16 protein-coding genes are annotated in these 26961 nt (G+C 75.4%); 8 read left to right on the forward strand and 8 right to left on the reverse strand.

Annotated elements, in window-relative coordinates; translation table 11 throughout:
- Window positions 1–27: 27 nt before the first annotated feature.
- The gene (locus BM339_RS06060; protein ID WP_143118293.1) at window positions 28–657 is read left to right on the forward strand and encodes a hypothetical protein; all 630 of its coding nucleotides are present in this window, start codon (window positions 28–30) and stop codon (window positions 655–657) included.
- Between the two features lie 13 nt (window positions 658–670).
- Here the strand turns inward: BM339_RS06060 and BM339_RS06065 are convergent, their stop codons facing one another.
- Both BM339_RS06065 and BM339_RS06070 read right to left on the reverse strand, forming a co-directional pair.
- A complete protein-coding gene (locus BM339_RS06065) occupies window positions 671–1114 on the reverse strand; it encodes a universal stress protein (protein WP_033333123.1) in 444 nt (147 codons plus the stop codon).
- 32 nt (window positions 1115–1146) lie between these two features.
- Window positions 1147–2880 (reverse strand): RelA/SpoT family protein, encoded by a 1734-nt coding sequence (locus BM339_RS06070; RefSeq protein WP_083597338.1) that lies wholly within the window; start codon window positions 2878–2880, stop codon window positions 1147–1149.
- Between the two features lie 257 nt (window positions 2881–3137).
- On the opposite strand from BM339_RS06070, the gene BM339_RS06075 reads away from it, so the two are divergent.
- The 5 genes from BM339_RS06075 (at window position 3138) to BM339_RS06095 (ending at window position 17229) form a co-directional block, all read left to right on the forward strand.
- Window positions 3138–4160 (forward strand): alpha/beta fold hydrolase, encoded by a 1023-nt coding sequence (locus BM339_RS06075; RefSeq protein ID WP_075020194.1) that lies wholly within the window; start codon window positions 3138–3140, stop codon window positions 4158–4160.
- Window positions 4161–4375: 215 nt separating this feature from the next.
- Window positions 4376–10894: an SDR family NAD(P)-dependent oxidoreductase gene (locus BM339_RS06080; RefSeq protein ID WP_075020195.1), complete on the forward strand. Its 6519-nt coding sequence runs from the start codon at window positions 4376–4378 to the stop codon at window positions 10892–10894.
- Window positions 10891–15192 (forward strand): type I polyketide synthase, encoded by a 4302-nt coding sequence (locus tag BM339_RS06085; protein WP_075020196.1) that lies wholly within the window; start codon window positions 10891–10893, stop codon window positions 15190–15192. The genes BM339_RS06080 and BM339_RS06085 overlap by 4 nt, the downstream gene beginning before the upstream one ends.
- Window positions 15193–15235: 43 nt before the next feature.
- On the forward strand, window positions 15236–16456 hold the full coding sequence (locus BM339_RS06090; protein WP_083597339.1) for a glycosyltransferase: 1221 nt from the start codon (window positions 15236–15238) through the stop codon (window positions 16454–16456).
- Between the two features lie 38 nt (window positions 16457–16494).
- On the forward strand, window positions 16495–17229 hold the full coding sequence (locus BM339_RS06095) for a maleylpyruvate isomerase family mycothiol-dependent enzyme (RefSeq protein WP_021599095.1): 735 nt from the start codon (window positions 16495–16497) through the stop codon (window positions 17227–17229).
- On the opposite strand, the gene BM339_RS06100 is transcribed toward BM339_RS06095, so the two are convergent.
- The gene (locus tag BM339_RS06100; protein WP_075020197.1) at window positions 17217–18116 is read right to left on the reverse strand and encodes a LysR family transcriptional regulator; all 900 of its coding nucleotides are present in this window, start codon (window positions 18114–18116) and stop codon (window positions 17217–17219) included. The two genes, BM339_RS06095 and BM339_RS06100, sit on opposite strands and share 13 nt — an antisense overlap.
- A 72-nt stretch (window positions 18117–18188) precedes the next feature.
- On the opposite strand from BM339_RS06100, the gene BM339_RS06105 reads away from it, so the two are divergent.
- Entirely contained in the window at window positions 18189–18572 is a 384-nt protein-coding gene (locus BM339_RS06105) for a RidA family protein (RefSeq protein ID WP_021598858.1), read from the forward strand.
- 33 nt (window positions 18573–18605) lie between these two features.
- Here the strand turns inward: BM339_RS06105 and BM339_RS06110 are convergent, their stop codons facing one another.
- From BM339_RS06110 to BM339_RS06125, 4 genes are read right to left on the reverse strand one after another with little or no spacing between them, the layout of a single operon-like run.
- Window positions 18606–19259, reverse strand: coding sequence for a DUF1361 domain-containing protein (locus BM339_RS06110; protein ID WP_024936056.1), 654 nt, complete (start codon window positions 19257–19259; stop codon window positions 18606–18608).
- 17 nt (window positions 19260–19276) lie between these two features.
- Complete coding sequence (locus BM339_RS06115) at window positions 19277–21994, reverse strand: ATP-binding protein (RefSeq protein WP_075020198.1); 2718 nt, start codon at window positions 21992–21994, stop codon at window positions 19277–19279.
- Window positions 21995–21996: 2 nt separating this feature from the next.
- Window positions 21997–22572, reverse strand: coding sequence for a 3'-5' exoribonuclease domain-containing protein (locus BM339_RS06120; protein WP_075020199.1), 576 nt, complete (start codon window positions 22570–22572; stop codon window positions 21997–21999).
- Complete coding sequence (locus BM339_RS06125) at window positions 22559–23407, reverse strand: hypothetical protein (protein WP_143118295.1); 849 nt, start codon at window positions 23405–23407, stop codon at window positions 22559–22561. The genes BM339_RS06120 and BM339_RS06125 overlap by 14 nt, the downstream gene beginning before the upstream one ends.
- 469 nt (window positions 23408–23876) lie before the next feature.
- On the opposite strand from BM339_RS06125, the gene BM339_RS06130 reads away from it, so the two are divergent.
- The gene (locus BM339_RS06130) at window positions 23877–25997 is read left to right on the forward strand and encodes a hypothetical protein (RefSeq protein ID WP_075020201.1); all 2121 of its coding nucleotides are present in this window, start codon (window positions 23877–23879) and stop codon (window positions 25995–25997) included.
- Here the strand turns inward: BM339_RS06130 and BM339_RS48440 are convergent, their stop codons facing one another.
- A complete protein-coding gene (locus BM339_RS48440; protein ID WP_177287633.1) occupies window positions 25998–26666 on the reverse strand; it encodes a M48 family metalloprotease in 669 nt (222 codons plus the stop codon).
- Window positions 26667–26961 lie beyond the last annotated feature (295 nt).

Raw genomic sequence — 26961 nt, forward strand, 5'->3', positions numbered from 1 at the left:
CTCTACGTTCGCACCGGGGGAGGGAACATGCCCGATTCACCGTTCGGGCGGTACTCCGGCGACCTGCCCGGCAGGCACGCCGGCCGTCCTGTGCCACGGCCGTTGGAACGTTCGTTCCGGTGCCCCTCCACGGTGCGGCGACGCCCGCCGGAGGCGCCGGCGCGGCGGTACGAGGACTTCGTCGCCCTGCACGAGGAGATGTCGGCCGACGCGCGCCGGCCGTTCCGGGCGCTGTGGTGGGCGGGGATCTCCGCCGCCCTGGCCGGGGCGGGCCTGGCGTTCGTCGCGGTGGTCGCGCTGCGGGCGATGTTCGGCGTCGAGGTGCCGGTGTTCGCGGGCGACAGCGCCGGCACGGCGCCCGCCGCGACCAGCTACGCGCTGTGCGCGATGGCGGCGACGGTGCAGGCGACCGCGCTGATGCACCTGCTGCTGTCGTCGGCGGCGCGTCCCGTCCGCGCGTTCGCGTGGATCGGCGGCTTCGCGGTCGTGCTGCTGACCGTCCTGCCGCTGGTGCTGCGCGGCCCCTTCGACGCGGCGCTCGCGACGTCGGCCGTCAACCTCGCGGGCGGGACGGCGGTGGTCGTGCTGCTGTCCGCGGTGGTGGCGTGTTCGCGGCGGTCCCCATGGGAGGGCCCGCCCGGACGCTTCAGACGCTGACCGGCCGGCCCGGTCAGGGCACCACCGTCACCGGCCAGCGTCCCGTCCGGACGAGCCGGACCGCGACGGACCCGACGAGCCGGTGCCCCGCCTGCGCCGACGCGCCGACGATCACGGCGTCCGCGCGGACCTCGTCGGCGACGCGGGCGAGGACGCCGTACGGGTCGCCCTGCTCGGCGACGAACTCGTAGGGCACGCGCATGCGCTCGCCGGCCGCCTCCAGCTCGCGGCGGATCTCCGCGGCGATCTCGTCGGCGGTCTCGCGCAGGGCGGACGCGCCGCCCGGGGTGAGGGTGCTCAGCGAGGCGACCGGCGCCACGTGCACGACGACGAGCCGGGCGCCGCCGCGGCGCGCGAGCCCCCACGCGTAGGCGCCGGCGCGCAGCGACGTCTCGGACCCGTCCACCCCGGCCACGATCACCTTCGGGCCGTCGACGCCGTACTCGAACGGTGCCATGCGATCACCTCGCGGCCAGCGTAACCGGCGGCTCAGGGGCGGGCGAACCGGGCCAGCAGGTCGTCGAGGCCGAGCGCGCCGGTGCTCAGCGCCGCGTACATCTGGTCGATCTCGGGGAAGCCGAGATCGCGGGCGACGGCGAGGGAGTCGCCGCGCGCCTCCGCCGCGAGCAGGTCGACCTCCCGCCCGGCGAGGGCCCGGGCGAGGCGGTGCCGTCCGGCGGCGGCGGCCTCCTCGGCGCGCCGCAGCGCGAGCCGCTGCTGGATGCGGACGCGGGCGGGCACCGACACCGCGAAGCCCAGCCAGTCCTCCGACGGCGCGCCCGCCGGGTCGGTGAGGATCTCCACGACGTTGCCGCTGCGGATCTGCACCGACATCGGCGCGAGCCGCCCGTTGACGACGGCGCCGATGCAGCGGTCGCCGGTGCCGGGGCCGAGCGCGTAGGCGAAGTCGAGCGCGGTCGCGCCGGCGGGCAGCGCGACGATGTCGCCGCGGGTGGTGAACGCGGCGACGTGGCCGGCGGCGAGGTCGGCGCGCAGCCGGTCCAGGAACTCCGCGGACGGCGCGTCGGACTGCCAGGCCAGCAGCCGGCTCAGCCAGACCAGGTCGCGGCGGCCCGCGACGGTGGTGGCGGTGTCGCCGCCCGCGTCCCTGATGTGCGCGACGATGCCGTACTCGGCGACCGGATGCATCGCGCCGGTGCGGATGATCACTTCGAACGGGTCGCCGTCCGGGCCGATCACCCGGGTGTGCAGCGACCGGTACATGTTGTCCTTCGGCATCGCGATGAAGTCGCGGACCTGCCCGGCGACGGGGTGCAGCGCGGCGTGCACGGCGCCGAGCGCGATGTAGCAGTCGGCCTCGGCGCCGTCCACCAGCAGCAGTACCCGCGCCGCCTCGCCCGGCCGCAGCCCGGCCAGGTCGCCGCCGCACGACTGATGGACCGCGTACAGGTGGGACGGCCTGACCAGCACGCGGGCCGGGACGCCGTGCTCGGCGAGCGAGGCGCGCAGCCGGGCCGCCGCGGGCCCGAACGTCCGGCCGGCCCGGCCCAGCGCGTCCCGGACGGCGGCGCGCGTCGCGGCGTGCGCCCGCGGGTCGCGGGCCTCGAAGGCGAGGTCGTCCATCTCCCGCTTGAGGACGTGGACGCCGAGCCGGTCGGCGAACGGGACCAGCAGCTCGTGGGACGCCTGGGCGTAGCGGGCCCGCTTGTGCTCCGGCTGGTACCGCAGGGTCCGCAGGTTGTGCAGCCGGTCCGCGAGCTTGATCACCAGGACGCGCAGGTCGGCCGCCGCGGACAGCACGATCTTGCGGAACGTCTCGGCCTCGGCGCGGTCGCCCCAGCGCCTGCCGTCCAGCTTGGTGACGCCGTCGACGAGCACGGCGATCTCGTCGCCGAAGTCGGCGCGGACCTCGCCGAGCGTGTACGGCGTGTCCTCGACGGTGTCGTGCAGGAGCGCCGCGACGAGCGTCGTGGTGTCCAGGCCCATCCCGGCGAGGATCATCGCGACGGCCAGCGGATGGGTGATGTACGGGGCGCCGGACTTGCGGAGCTGGCCCCGGTGCAGCCGCTCGGCGACCGTGTAGCCGCGCAGCAGCTCGGCCTCGGCGCTGCCTGGGAGGGCGGCGCCCGGCTGGGCGGCGCGGTGCGCGGCGAGCAGGGGCGCGACGGCGGCGCGCACGGGGTCCGGCCGGGTGCCCGTGGCGGAGCCCCAACGGAGCGGGGGGATCCGGAACCGCCCCGTCGCCGGATTGAGCGTCGCCATCACGCACCGCCTGGACGCCTGCCCGCGGCACGGCCGCCACGGACTGTGATCGTCATTATGCGCGAAGTGGCCGTGCGTGCGCGAGACCCGCCCCGGGCCACCTCCGGCCCGCGCTGTCAATCCGATTTAACGAAGGCTTCACAGGCGGTCGATTTCGACCGTACTGAGACCAGGGTAGTAATACGGGAGTGCGCGGGGGCCGGCTTAGGTCATTGCGCGCCCGGTGCGGTCGTCTAATGCGGATGGATAATGGCGAAATGATCCTCACCCCGCGAGGCCTGCGAGCCGCCACGTCCAATCTTCTCCAGCTCGCGCTGTACGGCCACATCGCCGACCTGCGGCCGATGCCGGCGGAGACGGTCGGCGACGGCCCCGGGGGGACGGTGTACCGCTACCGGCCGCCGGACGGGCTGGTGCCGGCCGGGCCGCCGGTGCTGTTCGTCCCGCCGCCGGCGGCCCCGGCGCGCTGCTACGACCTGCGCCGGGGGTGCAGCCTCGCCGAGCACGTCGTCCGGGCCGGGCGGCGCAGCTACCTCCTCGACCCGGAGCCGGCCCGGGAGGGCGGCCCTGACCTGGGCATCGGGGAGTGGGTCCAGGATGTGCTGCCGGGCGCGGTCCGGGCGGTCAGCGCGGACGCGGGCGGGCAGCCGGTCCAGCTCGTCGGCTGGTGCCTCGGCGGGATCTTCGCGCTGCTGACCGCCGCGGCCGACCCGGGGCTGCCGATCGCGTCCGTCGCCGCGATCGCCGCGCCGGCCGACGCCCGCGGGGTGCCTCCCGCGCCGCCGCCGCCGCGGGAGCGGGCCTTCGGGCTCGCCGGCATCGACACCTACCTGGTGCGCCCCTACCGGACGATAATCAACCTCGACAATGCCGACTTTCTCGCACAGATTGAGGCACTCGATCATTTCGCCGGCGCGTTGATGTCCTATCCGGGACGCGCCGCCCGGCAGATTTATCACGCCCTTTCCCGGGACGGCGCGCTGCTGGCGGGCGGCATCGAGATCAATGGGCGGACGGTCGATCTCGGTGCGGTGGGCGTGCCGGTTCTGGCCATCGCCGGGCGCGGCGACCCGCTCGCGCCGGTCCGGGCCGTCCGGCCGCTCGTCCGGCTGCTGCGCGGGGCGCCGCAGGTGCGGTTCGAGGTCGCGAGCGGCGGCCACCTGGACGTGCTGACCGGACGCTCCGCCAAGGCGACCACCTGGCGGCACCTGGACCGGTGGCTCGACGAGGGCATCGTCCGGCACGGCATCCGCGCGCAGCGCGCCGCCGCCACCCTCTGACCCCGGCCGAACCCTCCCGCGCGTCAAAAGACGTTCCAGACTCCTTCGCCGGGCCGCCATCAACGCGCCCCCGGGTGTGTCGTCCCGGTGATCGGGATGTCGCCGACCGTAGTGTGGCGCACCGTTGTTGCGGAGCCGCGCCGGCCACGGCCGGGCCGCGCGGGACGTCGGGGGGCAGGCATGGCGGCGCACGAGGGCAGGACGGCGGGCGGGACATGACGGGGGGCGGTACCGCGCACGGCGGCCGGTCCCTGGCCGAGATCATCGGGGTCACCCCGTTCGGACGTCCCGCGCCTCATCTCGCGGTGGCCGTCGCGCGCGCGGGCGGGACCGGCGTCCTCGACCTCGGCACCGACCGCGCGACCGGGCGCGCCGCGCTCGCCGACGCCCGCCGCTGGTGGACGGGCCCGTTCGGGGTCCGCGTGCCGGCCGGGTGCCAGGTCAGGCCCGGCGACCTGCCGCCCGCGGTCGGCACCGTCCTGCTCGACGCGCCTTGCCTGGACGCGGACGATTCCCTGGACGTCGCCGGGTTCGCCCGCGGGCGCCGCCTCCTGGTCGAGGCGGTCGGCCTGGACGAGGCGCGCGCCGCGATCAGCGTGGCCCGCGGCCTCACCGGCGACGTGGGGATCATCGCGCGGGGCGCCGAGACCGGCGGGCGGGTCGGCGAGCCGACCACGTTCGTGCTGCTCCAGCAGCTGCTGGCCGAGCTGGACGTCCCGGTGTTCGCGGCGGGCGGGATCGGCCCGCACACCGCCGCGGCGGCGGTGGCCGGGGGCGCCTCGGGCGTCGTCCTCGACGTGCAGCTCGCGCTCGTCCGCGAGACGGACCTGCCCGCCGGGATCGTGGCAGCGCTGAAGGCGATGGGCGGCACCGAGACCACGGTGGTCGACGGCCACCGCGTCCACCCCGGCACCGAGCCGGAGGAGCAGGGCCGCGCGGCCGGGCAGGAGCCGTTGCCCGTGGGCCAGGACGCGCCGCTCGCCGCCGCGCTCGCGGGACGGTACCGGACGGCCGGGGGAGTGGTGCGGGCCGTCCGGGAACAGATCGAGGCGCACCTTCGCGCGGCCGTCGCCGCCGAACCGCTCGCGGCGCGCGGGGAACCGGTCGCCGCGCAGAAGCCGATGATCCACATCAGCGACGGCTCCGCGTTCGCGGGCGCGGTCGCGCAGGACGGCGGCCTGCCGTTCCTCGCGCTCGGCCTGATGGACGGCGACCGGGCGCGCGAGCTGCTGCGCGACACCGCCGACCGGCTCGGCGGACGGCCCTGGGGCGCCGGGATCCTCGGGTTCGCGCCGCCGGAGCTGCTGGAGGCCCAGATCGCCGCCGTCCGGGAGGCCGGGCCGGCGCATGCGATCATCGCCGGCGGGAGCCCGGCGCAGGCCGCGCCGCTGGAGGCCGCCGGGATCGCCGCGTACCTGCACGTCCCGTCCCCGGAACTGCTCGACCTGTTCCTCGCCGAGGGCGCCCGCAGGTTCGTGTTCGAGGGCGCCGAGTGCGGCGGCCACGCCGGGCCGCGTGCGAGCTTCCCGCTCTGGGAGGCCCAGGTCGAGCGGCTGATGGCGTTCGACGGCGACGCGGCGGAGCTGTCGGTGATGTTCGCCGGCGGCGTCCACGACGAGCGGTCCGCCGCGATGGTCGCGGCGCTCGCCGGGCCGCTCGCCGAGCGCGGCGCCGGCGTCCGCGTCCTGATGGGCACCGCCTACCTGTTCACCACGGAGGCGGTCGCGGCGGGAGCGATCCCGCCGGGCTTCCAGGACGTCGCGCTCGGCTGCCGCGCGACGGTTCTGCTGGAGACGTTCCCCGGGCACGCGACCCGCTGCGCCCGCACCCCCTACGTCCGGACGTTCGAGGAGACCCGCCGCGAGCTGGAGCAGGTCGGGACGCCCACGCCGGAGGTGTGGCGCCGCCTGGAGAAGCTGAACCTCGGCCGCCTGCGCGTCGCGAGCAAGGGCATGCGCCGCAGCACGCCGGTGGACACCGATGTCCAGCGGGAGGAGGGCATGTTCCCGCTCGGGCAGGCCGCCGCCCTCCGCTCGGCCACGACCACCATCGTCGCCCTGCACGACCAGGTCACCTCGGGCGCGACCGCCTTCCTCGCCGGCCGCGCCGCCGAGCTGGGCATCGCCGGACCGGAGGCGGCACCGGCCGCCCGGCCCCCGGCCGACATCGCGATCATCGGCATGGGCTGCGTCTTCCCGGGCGCCCGCGACGCCGACGAGTACTGGGCGAACATCCTCGGCCGCGTCGACGCGGTCACCGAGGTCACCCGCTGGGACCCCGAGGTCCACTACTCCCCGGACGAGGAGGGCAGGACGCCGTCGAAATGGGGCGGGTTCATCCCGGAGATCCCGTTCGACGCCTCCGCGTACGGGATCCCGCGGCACGTCCTCGGCGGCATCGACCCGGTCCAGCTGCTCTCGCTGGAGGTCGCGTCCCGAGCCCTCGCCGACGCGGGCTACGGCGACCGCCCGTTCGACCGGTCCCGGACGTCGGTGGTCTTCGGCGCTGAGGGCGGCGGCGACCTCGGCATCGCGTACGGGGTGCGGGCGACGCTCCCGTCCTACTACGGCGAGGTCCCGCAGGGACTGGACGAGCAGCTGCCGCGCCCGTCCGGCGACTCCCTCCCCGGGGTGCTCACCAGCGCGATCGCCGGGCGGATCGCGGATCGGCTCGACCTCGGCGGGCCCGGTTGCACGGTGGACGCCGCCGGCGCGTCCTCGCTCGCCGCGCTCGACGCCGCCTGCAAGGACCTCGCCGCCGGCACCAGCGACATGGTGCTGTGCGGCGGCGCCGACCTGCGCACCGGCGTCCAGGACTACCTGCTGCTCGCCTCGGCGGGGGCCCTGTCGCCGTCCGGACGCTGCGCCGCGTTCGACGCCGCGGCCGACGGTGTCGCGCCGGGCGAGGGCGTCGCGTGCGTCGTGCTCAAGCGGCTCGCCGACGCCGAACGCGACGGCGACCGGATCTACGCGGTCGTCAAGGCGGTCGCCGGAGCGAGCGGGGGCCTCACCGCGCCCGGCTCGCAAGGGCGGCGGCGCGCCCTCGAACGCGCTTACGAGCGCGCGCGTGTCGCACCTGACGCCGTCGGGCTCGTCGAGGCGGACGGCGCCGGAACCGAGGCAGGGGACAGGGCGGAGCTGGCGGCGCTGACCTCGGTGTTCTCGCCGGCCGCGCAGGGCGCCGTCACCCTCGGCTCGGTGAAGTCGCAGATCGGCCACACCCGGAGCGCCGCGGGGCTCGCCGGGCTCATCAAGACCGCGCAGGCCCTGCACGCCGGAGTGCTCCCGGGGACGCTGCACCTGACCCGGCCCGCTCCGGACTGGACGCCGGACGGCCCGTTCGCCTTCGCCGCGTCCGCCCGGCCCTGGGCCGTCCGTCCGGGCGGACGGTACGCGGGGGTGAGCGCCTCCGGCCTCGGCGGCGCGGACTTCCACGCCGTCCTCGCCGGATACGAGGGGGCGCCAGAGCCGGTGTCCGGGCTGGCGGAATGGCCGGCCGAGCTGTTCCTGATCCGCGGGGCCGACCGGTCCGCCGCCCGCGCCGAGATCGACCGGCTCACCGAGCTGCTCGCGGGGCGGCCCCGGCTGCGCGACCTCGCCCGGACCGCCGCCTCGTCCGAGGGGCCGGTGCAGGTCGCGCTGGTCGCCTCCGGACCGGACGACCTGCGCGAGAAGCTCGCCCTCGCAACGGAGTTCCGCGCGGCGCCCGGCGTCTTCGCCGCGTCCGGCCGGGACCCGGGGCAGGTCGCGTTCCTCTTCCCCGGCGAGGGCGGCGGGCGGCCCGGCATGCTCGCCGGCCTGTTCGTCGCGTTCCCCCGGCTCCAGCGCCTCCTGCGCCTGGCGGGCGGGCGGTACGCGGCGGCGATGTACCCGCCCGCGGCGTTCACGCGCGCGGAGTCCCGGCGGCACCGGGCCGGGCTCACCGACCCGCGGGTCGGCCGGCCCGCCGCCGGCATCGCCGGGCTGGCCGTCCACCGGCTGCTCACGGCCGTCGGCGTCCACCCGGACCTCGCCGCCGGGCACGGCCCCGGCGAGCTGACCGCGCTCTGCGCCGCCGGCGTCGTCGACGACGCCGGACTGGTCGAGCTGAGCGCCGCCGCGGCGGCGCCGCCCACCGAGGGGGTCCCGCTCGCCGCCGGCGCGTCCGACGCCCTGCGCGCCGAGCTGCTCGGCCGCGACCTGAGATCGCCGGCGTTCCCCGTGTGGTCGAACCTGACCGCCGCCCCGTACGGCACCGACGCGGGCGAGCTCGCCGCCACCCTCGCCGGGCACCTCGCCGCGCCCGTCCGGTTCGCGGAGCAGATCGAGGCGATGTACGACGCGGGCGCCCGAACCTTCGTCGAGGCCGGTCCGGGACGGGCCCTCACCGGCCTCGTCGGCGGGATCCTCGGCGACCGCCCGCACACCGCCGTGAGCTGCGACGCCCCCGGCGAGAACGACCTGGCCGGACTGCTGGCCGCGCTCGCCGCGCTGGCCGCCGCCGGCGTCCCGGTCGACCCGCTGCCGCTGTTCGCCGGCCGCGGCGCCCGCGCGCTCGCCGGGCCGCCCGCGGCCGCGCCCGGCTGGCTGGTCGGCGGCCACCTCGTCCGCAACGCGGACGGCGGCCCCCCGCCGGGCGGGCTGCGGCCCGCCGAGCGGATCGACCCGCCCGGCGCGGACGCCGCCGAGGCCGCCGTCCTGGAGTACCTGCGCGCGGGCCGCGAGATGATCGCCGCTCAGCGGGAGGTGGTCATGCGGCATCTGGCGGACCGGCACTCGGCCACGCCCGCGCCGGGCCCGGCCGATCCGGCCCCGGCCGATCCAGCGCCGTCCGTCCCGGCGCCGCGTCCCGTCGTGACCGAGGAGGCACTGTCGGGTGAGGCCATGTCGGGTGAGGCCATGTCGGGTGAGGCCATGCCGGGTGAGGCGCTGTCGGGTGAGGCCTCGGCCGGGGAGGAGCCCGGGGCCGCGCTCGACGTCCGCGCCACCGTGCTCGCCGTGCTCAGCGCCCGGACGGGCCGTCCCGAATCCCTGCTGGACGACGGCCTGGACCTGGAGGCCGACCTGTCCATCGACTCCGCCGGACGCACGGTGATCGCCGGGGAGCTGGCCCACCGCACGGGCGTCGCCCTCCCCGAACCCGGTCACCTCGCCGGCGTGACCACCGTCGGGGAGATCGTCTCCTGGCTGGAGGGCCGCCTCGGCGCGGCGCCGGCCGGACCGGCGCTTCCGGCCGTCCCGCCGCAGGCCCGGTCCGCCGCCCACGTGACGAGCGCCGCCCTGTCCGGAGGCCCGCCCCCGGCTCCGTCCCTGGCACCGGAGACCACGGCGGGCGGCGTGACCGGCGTCATGGAGGAAGAACCCGTCCCGCTCGGCCTCGCCCGGCACGTCATGCGCATCGTCGACCTGGACCCGCTCCCGGCGCCGCCCGACTCGGGGACGGCCTTCGCCGGGAGGCGCTTCCTCGTCGTGGACGACGGATGCGGCGTCGCGCTGGAACTGGCGACCATGCTGGAGAGGCACGGCGCGCAGGTGCGGACCCCGACGGACGTGGACGAGCCCTGCGACGGCCTCGTCCATCTGGCGGCGCTGCGGCCCGGGGCGGCGGGCGTCCTGCCGCAGGCGTTCGAGGACGTCCGGCGGGCGCTGGACGGCGGGCTGCGCTGGCTCGTCTTCGCCGGCGGGGCGGGCGGCACGTTCGGCCGCCGGTTCGAAGGCCGCGGTGCCGGGGACCCCGCGCCGGGAGCCGGGCTGCGCGGGCTGGCGACGGCGATCGCGCACGAGTACCCCGAGGTGCTCGTCCGCGCGCTGGACACCGACACCAAGAACACCCCGCGCGCGATCGCCCGGCAGATCCTCGCCGAGTTGCTGACCGTGGACGGACCGGTCGCCGTCGGCCACGAGGGCGACCTCCGGCACGGGCTGGACCTGGTGCCCGCCGACCTGCCCGCGGAGAGCGGCCTGGACCTCGGGCCGGACGGCGTCGTCCTGCTGACCGGGGGAGCGCGCGGCATGACCGCCCGCGTCGCGCTGGAGCTGGCGCGGACCAGCGGCTGCCACATCGAGATCATGGGACGCGCCCCGGAACCCGCCGGGGAGCCGGAGTTCCCCGAGGCCGAGGACGAGGCCGCCCTGCGCCGGGCGCTGGTGGCGCGCGGCGAGGCCGGCCCGGCGGAGATCGAGGCGACGATCCGCAGGGTGCTGGCGGGACGCGAGACGCGCCGGAACCTCGCGGCGCTGCGGGAGCACGCGGCCTCCGTCCGGTACCACGCCGGCGACGTGCGGGACCCGTACGCCGTGCGGAACGTCGTCGGCGCCGTCTACCAGCGCCACGAGCGGCTGGACGGCGTGATCCACGGAGCCGGCCGCGCCGCGGGCCGGCTCGTCCGCGACATGGCGCCCGAGTCGTTCGAGCAGGCCTACCGGACCAGGGTGGACGGGGCCGCCGCGCTCGTCCAGGCGGTCCGGTCCGACCTGGAGTTCTTCGTCGTCCTCGGCGGCGTCGCCGGAGCGCGGGGCGGGCGGGGGCAGGCCGGTCCCGCCGCCGCGGCCGAGGCGTGCGGCACGCTCGCGCACGTGTGGCGGACCCGGCTGCGCGGCCGGGTGCTCGCCGCCGACTGCGGCCCGTGGCCGGGGTCCGCGACGCCGGAGCCCGGGGTCGGGCCGGTCGATCCGGACGCCGCGGCCGCCGCGCTGCTCAGGGAGATCGCGCACGGCGGCGAGACGCACGTCGTGTTCACGGGGACCGTCCGGTGAGCGACGCCCGGGAGCCGATCGCGATCGTCGGCGCGGGGGCCGTGTTCCCCGGCGCGGGATCGGCGGCCGAGCTGTGGCGCAACGTCCTCGCCGGATTCGACGCGATCACCGACGTGCCGCCCGGCCGGTGGGACCCCGCGCTCTACTATGACCCCGGGGCGTACGGCCGGGAGCCGGAGAGCGACCGGTTCTACTGCCGGCGCGGCGGGTTCGTGGACGAGCAGGCGACCTTCGACCCGGCCCGGTTCGGGATCACGCCCGCGGCGGTCACCGGGATGGAGCCCGACCAGCTCCTCGCGCTGCGCGCCGCCGGCGACGCGATCGCCGCCGCGGGCGGTGACGAGCGGCTGCCCGACCGGACCCGGATCGGCGTGGTCATCGGGCGCGGCGGCTACATCACGCCGGGCGTGGCGCGGTTCGACCAGCGGGTCAGGACGTCCCACCAGGTCGCCGGGATCCTCGCCGAGCTGGTGCCCGAGCTCGGGGAGCGGCGGCTGGCGGAGATCCGCCGGGCGTTCTGCGCCCGGCTGGGCCCGGACGACCCGGAGGCGTCGGCCGGGCTCGTGCCGAGCTTCACCGCGTCCCGCATCGCGCACGGCTTCGACCTGCGCGGTCCCGCGTACACGCTGGACGCGGCCTGCGCCTCGTCGCTGCTCGCGGTCGAGCACGCCGTGCGGGCGCTGCGGAGCGGGCAGGCCGACGCGATGCTGGCCGGGGCCGTCCACCACGCCCAGCACGCGACCGTCTGGAGCGTCTTCAGCCGGCTGCGCGCGCTGAGCCCGAGCGAGACGATCCGGCCGTTCGACCGGGCCGCGGACGGGACGCTCCTCGCGGAGGGGACGGGCGTCGTCCTGCTGAAGCGGCTGCGGGACGCCCAGCGGGCCGGCGACCCGGTCATCGCGGTCATCGCCGGGGTCGGGTCGTCCAGCGACGGCCGGGCCGCCAGCCTGCTGAGCCCGCTGGTGGACGGGCAGGTCCTCGCGGTCGAGCGGGCGTGGCGGGACGCGGGCCTCGACCCGGCCGCGCCCGGCGCGGTGGGGCTGATCGAGGCGCACGGCACCGGCACCCCCGCGGGCGACGAGGCGGAGCTCGCGACGCTGCGCCGCGTCTTCGGCACGGCCGGCCCGCCGATCGGGCTCGGCACGGTCAAGTCGATGATCGGGCACGCGATGCCGGCCGCCGGGATGGCCGGGCTGATCAAGGCGGCGTTCGCGCTGCGCGACGGCGTGCTGCCGCCGACGCTGCACGTGGACGAGCCGCATCCGGCGCTGCAGGACGGCCGCCTGCGGCTCGTCCGGGAGGCCGCGGAGTGGCCCCGGGACGGCGGACCCCGGCGGGCCGCGGTCAACGCGTTCGGGTTCGGCGGCGCGAACGCCCACGTGATCCTGCGGGAGCCGCCCGCCGCCCGCCGGGCCCGGCGGCGCAGGCTCGACGCGCCGCCCTCGGAGGAGGGCGTGCTGAGGCTGGCGGCGCGCACGACCGACGACCTGGCCGAAGCGTTGGCCGTCCCGGACGAGGAACTTCTCGCCCAGGTCGCCGGGGACGTCCCGGACCTGCCGTGCCGTGTCGCCATCGTCGGCCCCACGCCGCGCAGGCTGGACCTGGCGCGGGCGGTCGTCCAGCGCGGAAGCGCCTGGCGCGGCCGGAGCGACGTGTGGTTCTCGCCCCGCCCGCTGCTGGCGGACGGCGGGCGGCTCGCGTTCCTGTTCCCCGGTTTCGAGCCCGCCTTCGACCCGCGCGTGGACGACGTCGCCGAGCATTTCGGGCTGCCGAAGGCCCGGCTCACCGGCCGCACCGACCTGATCGGGCACGCCGCCGACGCGATCCGGGCCGGGCGCCTGCTCGCCGCGGCGCTCGCCGAGCTGGGCGTCGAGCCGGACGCCGTGGCGGGCCACGGTCTCGGCGAGTGGACGGCGGCGACCGTCGCGGGGCTGTACGCCACCGATGAGGTCGCCGCGCTCGTCGAGGCGCTCGACGGCGAGATCCCGGACGTCCCCGGCATCGCGTACGCGGCGCTCGGCTGCGGCGCGGCGCGGGCGCGGGAGGCGGCCGGCGGGCGCCCCGGCGTCTTCGTCAGCCACGACAACTGCCCGCACCAGTCGGTGATCTGCGGCGGGCGCGGCGAGATCCGCGAGATCCTCGCCCGGCTGGCGTCGGAGGGGGTGCTCGGGCAGGAGCTCCCGTTCGCGACGGGCTTCCACACGCCGCTCGCCGAAGCCTGCGAGAAGCAGGTGAGGCACGCCTTCGAGGCACTGGCGGTCCAGGAGCCCCGGGTCCCGCTGTGGTCGGCGACGGCGGTCGCGCCGTTCCCGCGGTCCGCGCCCGACGTGCGGGACCTGGCCGTCCGCCACCTGCTCGAACCGGTCCGGTTCGGCGAGCTGATCGAGGAGCTGTACGGCGCGGCGCACGTACGGGCGTTCGTGCAGGTGGGGCCGGGGAGCCTGACCGGGTTCGTCGCCGACCGGCTCGGCGACCGCGAGCACCTCGCGATGGCCGTCAACGTGCCGAAACGGGACGGGATGGCCCAGCTCCGCCGCGTCGTCGCCGCGCTCTGGGCGGAGGGCTACGGCGCGGCCCCGCCGTCCCCGCCGCCGGTCGCGGGGATGCGCCTCGACCTCGGCACGCCGCTGGTCACGCTGGACGGGGCGGTGCCGCCGATCCGGCTCGCGTCCGGGAAGCCGCCGCTGCCGGCCGGTGATCCCGTCATGGCGGAGCTGGAGGCGCTGCTCGACGACGCCGCGAGCGGCGCGCAGTCCGTGGTGGAGGCGTTCGGCGGCCGGACGGCGCCTGCGGCCGCATCCGAGCCGGACCTGCCGGAGACGGAACTGTCTGAAGCGGGCCTTCCCGAGACGGGCGGGTCCCCGGTGGCGGCGGAACTGGACGCCTCCCGCGTCTTCTCGCTCGACGCGATGCCCTACCTGGCCGACCAGTGCGTCGTTCCCCAGCCGCCGAACTGGCCTGACATGGCGGACCGGTTCCCCATCGTCCCGCTGGCCACGCTGCTGGAGACCATGGCGGCCGCCGCACGCGAACTCGTCCCGGACCTGGTGGTCGCCGGGTTCGAGGACGTCCGCGCGGTCCGCTGGATCGTCGCGGCCCCGGCGACCGCGGCGCGCGTCCGCGCCCATGTCGTCGGCGAGGGCGACCGGCCGCGCAAGGTGAAGGTCGTCGTGGAGGGCCACGCCGACGGGACGGTCCTGCTCGCCGGGCACTACCCGATGCCGCCGGCCCCCGACCACACTTCGCTCAGCATCGAAGGGCCGCCCATAGTCACAGCCGAACGGCTCTACGAGGAACGCTGGATGTTCCAGGGGCCGCTCTTCCGCGGTATCAGCGAGATCACCGCGCTCGCGGAGGACGGTGTGCGCGCCGTCCTGACCTCCTTGCCCACGCCGGGAGCGCTCATAGACAGCGCAGGGCAACTGTGCGCCCACTGGCTCCAGGTCTACGGCGACACCAACCAGACCGTGTTCCCGGTGGGGATCGAACGGCTCTCCCTCTACGGGCCGCTGCCGCCCGCGGGCGAACACCTGGAGACGACGGTCTGGAACCAGTCCCTGACCGACACGACCATGCGCTGCTCTGCGGAGTTGATCCGGGACAACGGCACGGTGTGGGCACGCATCGACGGATGGACGACGCACCGCTTCTACACCGACGAGTCCCTCTGGCGGATGAAGTTCACCCCCGAGGTGTCGGGAACGGGGGAACCGCAACCAGGCGGCTGGTGCCTGGCCCGCCGGCGCTGGGACGGCAGCGCGTCCCGTGATCTGCTGATGCGCCAGTACCTGTGCGCCGCTGAACGAGCCGAGTACGAGGCGCTCCCGTCCTACGCGCAGGGGCCGTGGCTCCTCGGACGGATGGCGGCCAAGGACGCCGTCAGGCACCACCTGTGGAGCGACGGGCACGGGCCCCTGTTCCCAGCGGAACTCACCGTCCAAGACGGCCCCCTCGGTCCCCTCGTGACGGGACCGTTCGATGAGCCGCTCACGGTCGCCGTCGCCTCGGACGACGAGCTGGGCGTCGCCCTGGTGCGGCCGGGCCGGGTGCCGGCCGGCATCGCCCTGGTGGAGGACGAGAGGAACGCGCGGGTCCGCGCGGCCAAGCAGGCGGTGCTGCGGTCGATGGGCGCCGGAGCGGACCGCCCCGAACTGGTCGTGACCGTCGCCGACGCCGAACGGCTCCTGATCGCGGCCGGCGGCACGGTCACCACCGTGGAGACACGCGAAGTCGACGGACACGTCGTGGCCTGGACGGCGGCGTCCGGCGGCCCGGACATGGAGGAGAGCCGAACATGAACGCCGAGCCGGACCGCGCCACCGCGCCCGCGGGGGCCGTCCGATGAGCGCCCGCCGCGTCCGGGTCCCGTCCCTGCTCGGCGACCCCGGCATCGGGCGGGCGCGCGCACCGGAGCGCCGCTTCCTGTTCGCCGTCCCGCCGCTCGCCGGGCACGTGGCCCCGGTCGCCGCGGTCGCGGCCGAGCTCGCCCGCCGGGGCCACAAGGTCGCCTGGACGGGACACCGGCCGTCCCTGGAGCCCCAGCTGCGTCCGGGCTCCCGCGTCTTCAGCGCCGCCGACGACTTCGGCGGCCGGGTGGAAGCCGTGCTGGAGCGCTGGGAAGGGCTCCGCGACGTCGCCGCCCTGCGCTTCTTCTGGGACGAGTTCCTCGTCCCGCTCGGCCACGCGATGATGCCCGGCGTGGAGCGGGCGATCGAGCGGTTCCGCCCGGACGTGGTCGTCTGCGACCAGCTCGTCCTCGCCGCCCCGGTCGCGGCGCGGCTGCGGGAGATCCCCTGGGCGACCGCCGCGGTGTCGCCGGCCGAGTTCACCCGGCCGCTCGCCGGCCTGCCCGAGGTGGAGCAGTGGGTGCGCGACCGCATCGGCGACTTCCAGCTCGACCACGACATCGACGACCTGCTCGACCTCCGCTTCTCCGACCACCTGGTGCTGTGCTTCTCGACCGGTGCGCTGGTCGGCGACACCTCGGTCTTCCCCGACCACTTCGCGTTCGTCGGGCCGATCCTGGGACGTTCCGCGCCCGCCGCGTTCCCGTGGGAGTGGCTGGACGGCCGTCCCGCGGTCCTCGTCGCGCCGGGCGTGGACGGCGGTCCGCCCGGCGAGGGGTTCCTCCGGGCCGCCGCAGGCGCCGTCCGGGACATGGACATCCAGGCGATCTTCGTGGCACCTCCCGGCGCGGTGGGGGAGACGCCGCCGAACGTTCTCGTCCGCGAGACCGTCCCGGGGCACAAGCTGCTCGATCGCGTCGCAGCGGTCGTGTGCCACGGGGACCACGGCACGGTCTGCGAGTCCCTCGCCCACGGCCGTCCGCTGGTGGTCGCCCCCGTCCGGGGCGACCAGCCGGCCATCGCCGGGCGGGTGGAGGCCGCCGGCGCCGGTGTCCGCGTCCCGTGCGCCGAGGCCGGTCCGGACGAGCTGCGCGGCGCCCTCGCGACCGTCCTGGAGGACGGCCCGCACCGGGCCGCAGCGGAGCGCGTGCGGGGCGCGATCGGCTCGGCCGGCGGCGCCGCGGAGGCCGCCGACCGGCTGGAGAAACTGGAATGACGGCCGACATACCGAATTAGATTCGGTATGGTGCCGGAATGGCGGACATATTCGACGATCTGGCCGCGGAGTACCGCCGGCTGGCGGCGCTGCTGGAGTCCCTCGCCCCGGAGCAGTGGTCCCACCCGTCCGACGCCGAGGGCTGGACCGTCTCCGACGTCGTCCTGCACCTGGTGCAGACCGAGGAAGTGATCAGCGGTCCTGCCATCGCGGACGGGACGCCCTTCCTGCCCTCCACCGAGACCACCGTGGACGGCCTGGCCGCCGACATGGTCGCCGCCGAGCAGGGCATCGCCCCCGCCGACCTCCTCTCGCGCTGGCGCAAGGCCGCCTTCGCCACCCCCGGCGCCCTGCGCGCCCACCCGCCGGGCACGCGCCTCTCCTGGGTGCGGACGTCCCTGTCCCCGCGCACGCTCGCGACGACGCGGCTCGCCGAGCACTGGGCCCACGCCCTGGACATCACCGTCCCGCTCGGCATCCCGTACCCGGACACGGACCGGATCCGCCACATCGCCTGGCTCGCCCACCGCACGCTGCCCTACGCCTTCTCCGTCGAAGGCCTCCCGGCCGCCCCCGTGTTCTGCGACCTCACCGGCCCGGACGGGACGCGCTGGACGTTCGGCGACCCCGCCGCCCCGTCCCGCATCACGGGCCCGGCCTCGGACTTCTGCCGGGTCGGCGCCCGCCGCCTCCCGCCGGGACGGACCGCTCTCACCGCCGAGGGCCCGCACGCCGCCGACGCGCTCCGCCTCCTGCGCAACTACGCCGCCTGACCGCCGCGGACGACCGCCAGCAGGTTCGCGACCAGCGGGCTCGGATCGCCCGGCCGCCACGCCACGGCGACGCGCGTCCGGACGGCCCCGGGCTCGATCCGGCGGAACGCGACCCCCGCGAGCCGGATGCGCCGGATGCTCGCCGGAGCCAGCGAGACGCCCAGCCCCGCTTCCACCAGCGCGCAGACCGTCTGCCACTCCACCGCGTCCTGGACCACCCGCGGCGCGAAGCCCGCCGCGGTGCACAGGCCGGTGATCCGGTCGTACAGCCCCGGGCCGGCCGTGCGGGGCAGGAGCACGAAAGGCGACTCGGCGAGGTCAGATACCCGCACGGTCCGTTGCGTGGCCAAGGGATGCCCGGTCGGCAGCACGGCCAGGAAGGGCTCGGTCACGACGGTCTCGAAGACCAGCCCCGCCTCGTCCGGTGGTTCGCGCAGCAGCCCGATATCGATCGTCTTGTCGCGCAGTGCCGTGAGCTGGGGTGCCGTGGTCATCTCCCGGATGTCCAGGTCGACGCCGGGGAACCGCTGCCGGAAGGTGTGCAGCAGGCCGGGCAGGACGGTCAGGGCGAGGGACGCGGCGAAGCCGATCCGCAGGCGTCCCGCCCGGCCGTCACCGGCGGCGCGGGCCGCCGCCAGCCCCGCCGCCAGGTCGCCGAGCGCCCGCCGGGCGGCGGGCAGCAGCTCCCGCCCGGCCGGGGTGAGGTCGACGCGCCCGGGTCCGCGGGTGAACAGCGCGTGCCCGACCTTGTCCTCCAGACGCCGGATCTGCTGGCTCAGCGGCGGCTGCGCGATGCCGAGCCGATCGGCGGCATGGCCGAAGTGCAGCTCCTCCGCGAGAACGACGAACGCGTGCAGCTGCGCCAGCGGAAGCTCGGGACGCTCCATACGCCCACAGATATCACCTGATCCTCACCGGAGTATTAGACGTATCACGCTGGCCCATCTAGCTTTCCTGGCATGACGGAGCGACGCGCGATCCTCAGCGGCTCGACGTTCGAGGAGCGGATCGGCTACGCCCGCGCCGTGGTCGACGGCGACCGGGTGCACGTGTCGGGCACGACCGGGTTCGACTACACCACCATGACGATCTCGGACGACGTGGTGGAGCAGGCCGAGCAGTGCCTGCGCAACATCGAGGCGGCGCTCGCGGAGGCGAAGTGCGCCTTCGCCGACGTCGTCCGCGTCCGGTACCTGCTGCCCGACCGGGCGGACTTCGAGCCGTGCTGGCCTACTCTGCGCGCCCGGTTCGGCGACGTCCGCCCCGCCGCCACCATGCTCGTCTGCGGTCTCGCCGACCCCCGGATGAGAATCGAAATAGAGGTCGACGCCCGCAAACCCTGACCGGTGCCTCGTCGCGAACCGCGAAATCCCTGGTCAGGAGGGAAGAATCGGGCGGAAGTGGCGGGCGCTTCTCAGCGTGGCCGCATAGGAGGCCTCGGCTATGGCCTTCGTCATGAAATGGCCTGCCCAGGTGACCAGGAATGTGACCACGATGAGGACGGGAGCCCACGCCCAGGTCAGGTGGACGACGATCCGTTCGATCGTCGCGTGCGGGTCGACGACGGGTTCCCAGCTGTTCAGGCGCGCCCAGCGTCCGAGGAAGACGCCGATGGCGCAGAGAGCGTGCGCGGCGATGGTGACGCGCCCTTGCCAGGCGCCCAGGCCGAGGCGGGCCAGGTGACGGAGGGCCGCCGAGAGGGCGAGGTAGTACGCCAGGAACCCCGAGCCGATGAGCAGCGCGTAGACGGGAAGGACGGCGGTCACGACCGGGCCGCCGCGGTCGGACATGATGATGTCGCCGCGCAGGTGCACCAAGTCGGTGACGACGTACGGGGCGTTCGGCAGGAACAGGACAAAAAGGACTAGACCCGACCACCAGAACGGTGACCGGGAGAGCCGGTGGCCGCGGAAGAGCACAAAGGCGAGGCCCACCGGGATCCACGCGAGAAATGTGTTCCAGCCCATCCACCAGGCGTCGCGACGCAGAACATCGACCAGATTCGGTGCCACCTGCTCCAGTACCCCCATGGACCTATAGTGCACGGTCATTCGGTGACATACGAGCCGAGCAGCCCGCCGAAATTGCGGAGCGCGGACGTGGCCTCACGGAAGCGGTCGGGCCATTCGGGGTCGGTGCGCAGAGCCCCGACGGCGGTTTCGAGGGTCTTGCCGGAACCCCAGAGGGCGAGGTTGCGGGCGTCCTGGTCGCGCTGGTCGCGCTCCCACCACGCGTTCACGGTGCGGAGCTGTTCGGCGAGGGTGTCGCCGGGGATTGCGCGTTCGTAGAGGTCCTCCCATTCGCCACTCGATGGGTGGCGCCCCCCGCCGGGCGTCTCCTGGCTCGCCCGCTCCAGCTCCTCCACGACGAGGCACCAGCGGTAGGGGGCCGCGAAGTAGGACGTCTCGTCGGTCGAGCACGCGTTGCCGTGCAGGACGTCCACCAGGTGGTTCGCCAACCCGGTGGGGGCGGCGCGGGACGCGACGGCCGCGTCGACGGCGTGGGACACGGTGCAGTCGCGCAGCCGCGCCGGCAGGCCGTCCAGAAGAGACGGGTCCGGCCGCGGCGTGCCCCAGCCGGTGAGGTGGGCGGCCGCCGCCAGCTCGGCCCAGACCACCAGCTCGGGACGGTCCGCCACGGCGCGCTGGGCGGCGCGCATGTCGCGGAGCGTGCAGGGGGAGTCGCGGCAGTCCGCCCCGCAGGTGCCGCTGCGCGGGGTCACCAGCACGCTCGGGGACGCCGTCGGCACGGCCTTCTCCAGGTGGGAGCCGTCCGGCATGCGGACCAGGTGCGGGAAGTCCATGCCGTCGGTGAACACCGCGCCCTCGCCCGGCGTGAGCGTGACCAGGAACTGCGACTGCGCCTCGGTGATGTTCATGGTCGCGCCGACCGCGTCCCGGTCGTCCTTCGCCGGCAGCCGGTGGACGATCTTGACGGCGGTGTTCTTGATGACGTCCGGGACGAGCTTGGACGGGATCTGCTCCGCCACGATCAGCCCCTCCCCGTACGCGCGGATCTCCGCGAGGAGGCTCGCGAACGTCTCCACCGCGTGGGCCGCCGCGCCCGCCTGCTCGGTGCGGCGCAGCAGCCGGTGCGCCTCCTCGAACACGCTCAGGTGGCGCAGCCCGGTCGAGGCGTCCCGCCGCTGCCGCAGCCGCAGGTGCTCCACCAGGCGGACCAGGACGGTGCCCATCAGGAACGCCTTGTCGCGGTCGTCCCCGACGTCCTCGATCTCCAGGACCACGTTGCGCGACAGCAGCGCGTCGAAGTCGATCGGGTGGCCGCCCTCGAAGAACCGCCCGGTGGTGCCGAGCCGGAGGCTGGACAGCCGGACCCGGATGAAGCCGCGGACGTTGTCGGTGATCTCCTGGCTGTAGCCGATGTCGTCCACGACCTGCTCGGCGGTGGCCTGCAGGTCGGCGAGCGTCGGGTAGCGCGGGGACGTCCCCGGTAGGGACGGCTCGCCGAGCGCGAGGTCCCAGCCGAGCCGCTCGTAGCAGCGGGTCAGCGCCGCCGCGAGCACCTGCGGGAACGGTTCCTCGGCCTCGAAGGCGGCGAGGAACAGGGCGCGGACGAGGTCGGCGTGGGTCTGCAGCGAGAACGGCCGCCTGTCTGGCCCCAGGGCCGGTTCGAGGGGGTTGATCCCGGCCGCGACCGCCTCTGCGTCTCCCGGCCGGATCGTGACGACCTCCGCGTCCGGGAGCCGCGCGGCCATCAGCCGGTACTCGGCCTTGGCCGGCTCGACGACCATCCACGGGAGCCCCGCCTCCGACGCCGCCGTCAGCAGCGACCGGACGGTCTGCGACTTCCCCGCGCCGGTCGCGCCGCACACGAACGTGTGCCGGTTCAGGCTGGACAGCGGCAGCGACATCTCGCCCACGTCGCGGCGGTTGCGGTCCAGGACCCGGCCGAGCCGCACGCCGGTGGCCGCCGACTCGGGCGTCACGTCGAACTCCGGCCGCATCACGAACCGGACCCCCGCGACCTCCCGGACGGGCGGGCGGGCCAGCGCCGCCACCAGCTGCGTGCTCGCCTCGAACGGCCCCGCCGCGCCCGGGACCAGCGCGTACGGCAGCCGGCTCAGATCCGCCGACGCGGACACGAGCGCGGCGACCCGGGCGGCGGCCCGCGGCGTCGCGGCGCCGGCCGTCAGATGCACCCGCCACAGACCGGTCGTCGCGGCCTGGCGCAGCTCGCGGTGCCGCTTGTCCATCCGGAGGGCCGTCACCGACTCCTCGGGCGACATCTCCGCCATCGACTGGGCGCGCTGCTGCCGGTCCGCCAGGTCGTCGGCGAGGCGCCGCGCCTCCTCGGGTTCGACGGGCTCGGCGACCAGCATCCACGCGAACGGCTGCATCCACACCGACAGCAGGCCGTCCTCCAGCGACGGCCGCGCGGGCTCCTCCGGCGCCGGATCGTCGACGAGCAGGCCGTCGGCGATGCCGCCGATGCTCACCCAGTGCGCCATCGCGTTCTCGGCGAGGCCCTCGGGGAGCATCACCCCGCGCCCGCCGGCGGGCAGGCTCAGCGTCGCGTCCTGCCCGTCGCGGTCGGCGAGGAGCCCGCTCCCGCCGACGAACACCTCCGTCGGGCCGAACGCCTCGGCGCGCCGCCACCCGAGCAGCACCGGGTCCCCGCCCGCGTGGTACGCCGACACGAGCGCCGCGAGCCGCTGGTCGCGCCACTCGTCCCGCCCGTCGTGCTCGTCCGGGCGGGGGACCTCCAGCAGCCGGCACACCGGCAGGCCGCGCACCACGTCCCACATGCTCAGCCGTCCCAGCGCACGAGGTTCTGGAACAGTTCGGCCTGCTCCACGGCGTCGTCCAGCGCGTTGTGGGTGTGCGGGCGGTCCGGCAGCAGCGCGGCGGGCATCTGCCGCTTCGTCGACCGGACGACCATCGCGTTCGCCTTGGCCGCGTAGAGGCTCTTCATGTCGAGATGGCGCGAATGGCCGAACGGCGACGAGGACGTGAACCGGATCCAGTACCAGTACAGCCACATCCAGTCGAAGGCCAGCGGATAGGCGACCAGGACCGCCGCGGCATCGCCCGCGGTCCGTTTGATCCAGGCGGACGCCGCGTGCATCGCCTCCGCCGGGTGGCGCCCTTCGGCGGCGAGCTGATCGCGGTCGAGCCCGCTCACCGCCAGGGCCTCGGGTACGAAATCCTCGCTGATCGGCTTCAGCTCTGCGTAGAAGGTGCGCTCCGCCGGGTCGGACGGCTTGAAGGTCGCGCCGTCGAACGTCCCGCAGGCGGCGATGCCGAAACTGAGCATCGAGTACGGGCCGGGGATCGGGCCGTCCGCCTCGACGTCCACCGAGAAGTACGCCTCAGTTCTCGCCATCTTCGCTCTCCGCGCCGTCCTCGGGATCGATCACCGTCCAGCCATCTTCGCGCAGTTCCGGTTCCCGGACGCCCGTCTCGGTCAGGGTCACCCCGCGGCCGAGTTCGTCCTCCCAGCGCTCGGCCCAGGCGCGCAACGCCTCGGACCCGGCGATGCCGTCGCCGTCGAACTGGAAGTCGTAGCCGTCCGGGGCATCGGCGATGCCGAGCCGGTACTGGCTGTCGAAGAACGGCGCGAACGGTCTGGGTCTTTCGCGGGAGAAACCGGCGGCACGGTATTTCGCGGCGGCTTTCTCGGCTCGCTGGGCGCGGTCTTCCTCGGACGTGTTCCGGTGGCGTTCGGCCACCTTGATCCGGACGTCGTTCTCGCTCTGGGGGAACCATTTCCCTGGGCCGTCCGAGCAGAACCGCACACTGGAGCCTCCCAGTCGGACGGCCACGTCAGTGAGGCCATCGGAGGCCAAGGCCTCACGCAGTTCGGCGACGCATTCGTCCCATTGCTCAGGACTTATTCCAAGGGGAGCGCGCCGGTCCTTCATGTTCCAGACCTCGTCCGGAGAAACGCCGGCGAAAGCGTATTCGCGGTCGGCGAAGACGTACCCGGACTGATCCGTCACGTGCGGGTACGCCGCCTTCGACCGGTCGGCCGCGGGCTTCTCCGCAATGGCCGCCGCACCGTTCTCGTCGGCGGGACGCGGCGGCTCGGGCTCACGGCCCCGGCCGTCGTCGCCCGCGGCCTCCCGCCCCGCGCCGGCCGCCGGCTCCTCGGGCCTCTCACGGTCAGGGACGTCTTCGTCCGGGACGGACACGGCGTCGTCCTCGTCCGGGACGGACACGGCGTCGTCCTCGTCCGGGACGGATACCGAGTCCGGGTCGTCGCCGGGAGGGTCGTCCGCTTCCGTGCCCGGATCGTCGTCCCGGCTTGGACCCTCGTCCGGCTCGTCGACGTCGGAAGGACCCGGGCGGTCGGGGACCTGAGCGGCCGCGCGGCTGGCCGCCCGCGAGGGAGCCCCGGGCGCGCCCGGACGGTCCGGCGGAGGAGGCGGCGGCTCGGCGACCTGTGGCGGACGGTCGGTCTTCTCCCTGAATCCGTCCCTGTCCAGCGCCATGGACAGTCAGGTTATTGAGCAAGGGCCCCATTGGGAAGGCCGATTCCCGGCGGAGGGCCTGACAAGTCACGTGTCAATCTGCTTGGGTTGTTTGCGGCATCGCCGCGCATGACCCGACAGGCGTGACGATCGAGTCGGCACCCGGACGGAACGGGGGTTCAACATCGTGAGGGGCAGACCGGTCGATCATGGGGGATTGCTGGCACGCCGCGAGCGGCTGTTCAGCCCCGACCCCCGCCTCGGCTGGGTGTTCCGCGACCGGTGGTGGTTTCTCAGGCCGTTCCCGGAGCCCCCGCCGCAGCAGCAGGCGCTGCCGGAATACCTGGCGCGCCGCGTCACCGAGACCGAACAGCTCGCGCAGCGCAGGCTGAGCCGGACGCTCCCCGTCAGCGCCGCCATCGCGGCGCTCCTCGTGCTGTTCGCCGCCTGCTCGGCCAGCGACTCCCAGATGGTGAAGACGCCCGTCCCCACCGGCATGCTCCTGCTCGCGGTCATCGCCGTGGCGCCGGGCGCGGCGCTGACGTGGTGGGCCGTCCGGCAGCGGCAGGCCGCCCGGCAGGCCTACGAGCTGGCGCAGCAGCAGATCACGGGCGGCTACCACGAACAGGCCCGGCAGTGGCAGGCGCGCAAGCAGGCCCACGACGTCGGCGAGCGCGCACGGCTGGACGGCCTGCCCGAGTGGGGCTCGGCCCCGCGCCCCGGCCGCCGGCTCGACGTGTTCGGCGGGACGCTGTGGGCCTGGGAGGCGCTGCTCACCACCTACGGCACGTCCACCCTCGCCGTCCAGCCGCTACTGGTGCTCGACCTGTCCCGGGAGGTCGTCAGCCGGGAGCTGGTCGAGCTGTCCCAGGCCGCCTGGATGGGCGTGGACGTGCAGCTGCTGCCCAGCCGCCTGGCCTCGTCCAAGCTGCTGGCCGACATGCCGCCGCAGGACCTCGTGGACGCGATCGTCGAGTCCATGCACGGCGGCACCCCCGACGCCGCCCGCGCCGACCGCAGCATGGACGACCGGATCCTGACCAAGGTCTGCCGCGCGCTCGGCGACGACATCACGCTCGGCCGGATCGCGGCCGCCCTCCGCGCCCTGATGGGCGAACCCGACGACGGTGACGTCCTGACCCGCGACGAGCGCCGGCACATCGCGAACGAGCTGTTCACCGTGGAGTACCGGCGGCAGGCCCACGCGAACCTGTCCCGCATCGAGTCCTACATCCACCCGCTGGAAGAACTCGGCACGGAACCCCCCAAGGAGCAGGGCGCCGGCTACCTGACGTGCATGGCGCTGGACAGCCAGGCCCGCAACGTCCGGTCCGAGCTGCTCACCGACCTGGTCGTCCAGTGGGTCACGCACCGGATCACCGCTTCGCAGGACTCCACCCCCGCGCTCATCGTCGCCGGCGCGGACGAGCTGGCCCGCCGCCACCTGGAGCGCCTGTCGGACGCCTGCGAGCGGCGCGGCGTCCCGCTGACCCTGCTGTTCCGGCGGCTGCGGGAGACGTCCGCGGAGATGATCGGCGGCGGCGCCGTCGCGTTCATGCGGCTCGGCAACCACGAGGACGCCACCCGCGCCGCCGACTTCATCGGCCGGGACCACCGGTTCGTCCTGTCGCAGATCACCAAGAACGTCGGCGGGAACGAGTCCCACACGTCCACCGACACCGAGGGCGCGGGCGACTCGGAGTCCACCAGCACGAGCCGCACGACGGGGACGTCCCGCAGCTGGGGGACGAGCCGCTCGTCCGGCACCACCTACTCGGGCGGCGAGATGTTCGGCCTGTTCCCCGACCGGTCGACCAACTACCAGCGCGGCAGCAACCGGGGCGGCTCCACCAACACCAGCGACACCGTCGGGACCTCCACGTCCACGTCCCGGAACTGGTCGGCCGCCTACTCCTACGCCGAGGGGACGAACTGGAGCGACGCCGACACGACGCAGCGCGTGTACGAGTACGCCGTCGAGCCCGTCACCCTCCAGCACCTGCCGGACCACGCGCTCCTGCTCGTCGAGTCGGCGCCCGGCGGGGGCCGCGCGATCACGCCCGTCGAATGCGACCCGGCCATCATCACCCTGGAGCGCGTCACCACCGGGCCCCTCCCGGACCCGCCCGCCCCGCAGCAGGCGATCCCGGCGCCCGTCACCGCCCCGCAGCAGTGGGCGACACCGGCCGCTCCCCAGTGGGCCGCGCCGCCGGCGCCGCCCCCGCCCAGGGCGCCGCTCGCGGTCGACCCGGGCCCGCCGCCCGGCGGGCAGACCGGCCCGCGGCCGCCCGACACCCCGCGCCAGGGGCCGCCACCGCTGTTCGGCGGGAAGGGCTGATCAGCCGAGCCGGCGGCGCAGCGCCTGCGCCCGCCGGACGAGGGGGAGCGGCAGCCCGTGGGGCTGGTGCTCGATGCGTTCCTCCACGGCCGCGACCAGCTCGGCGCCGAACCCCAGCCGCACCGCAGCCGCGTCCGCCCGCGCCTCACCGCGGGCGCTCAGCAGCCGCGCGCCCAGCGCGGCCCCATGGGCGACCGCCGCGGGCAACGCCACCACGACCGTGACCGCCGCCGCGAGGACGGCCAGCAGGAACACCGGCAGGAAGCCGATCGGCCGGTGCCATTCCACCGCCCGCTTCCACATCGGCACGACCGGGGCCCACGGCCTCCGCAGCGCCCACACCAGCGCGCGTCCCGGCAGCGTCACCTGCGCGTGGACGAACGCGGGGAGCGCCCGCCACCCCAGCAGATGCCCGAGCTCATGGGCGAGGACGGCCTCCAGCCGTCCAGGCGGCAGCGAACGCGCCGACCGGGACGTGACCGCGACCGTCCGCCCGAACGGCCTGCACGCGTTCAGCTCGTCCGACTCGACGACCACAAGCCGGTAGGCGCCCGCCCCAGCACGCCGCTGCACGTCCTGCCACGGCTGCCCCAGCCTGACGCGCTCGGTGACGTCCGGCTCCCGATAGCCATAGGCGAGCCGCGCGGTGAACGGCGCCAGCAACAGCACCGCCCACACCACAACCACAACAACCGGACCCCACACGGGCCACAGAACCTGCAACCCGACCGCCACGGCCGCGACCGCCACCCCCTCGGCAGCCACGGTCGCCACAACCGCGCCCCCGGCACGCCCAGCAGGCTCCAGCGCCCGCCCCGGAGGCAGATACCGCCCACCACGCGGAACCACGTCCGCCCCCACAGGCGAACGCGACGCTTCCATCGGAGGCGCGCCCGGCCGCGCTGACGGAACGGACGCGCCCGACTGAGGCGGCGCCACCCCCCGAACACCCAACGGCGGCGCC

This window comes from Actinomadura madurae (genome assembly GCF_900115095.1).
In the GTDB taxonomy this organism is placed as follows: domain Bacteria; phylum Actinomycetota; class Actinomycetes; order Streptosporangiales; family Streptosporangiaceae; genus Spirillospora; species Spirillospora madurae.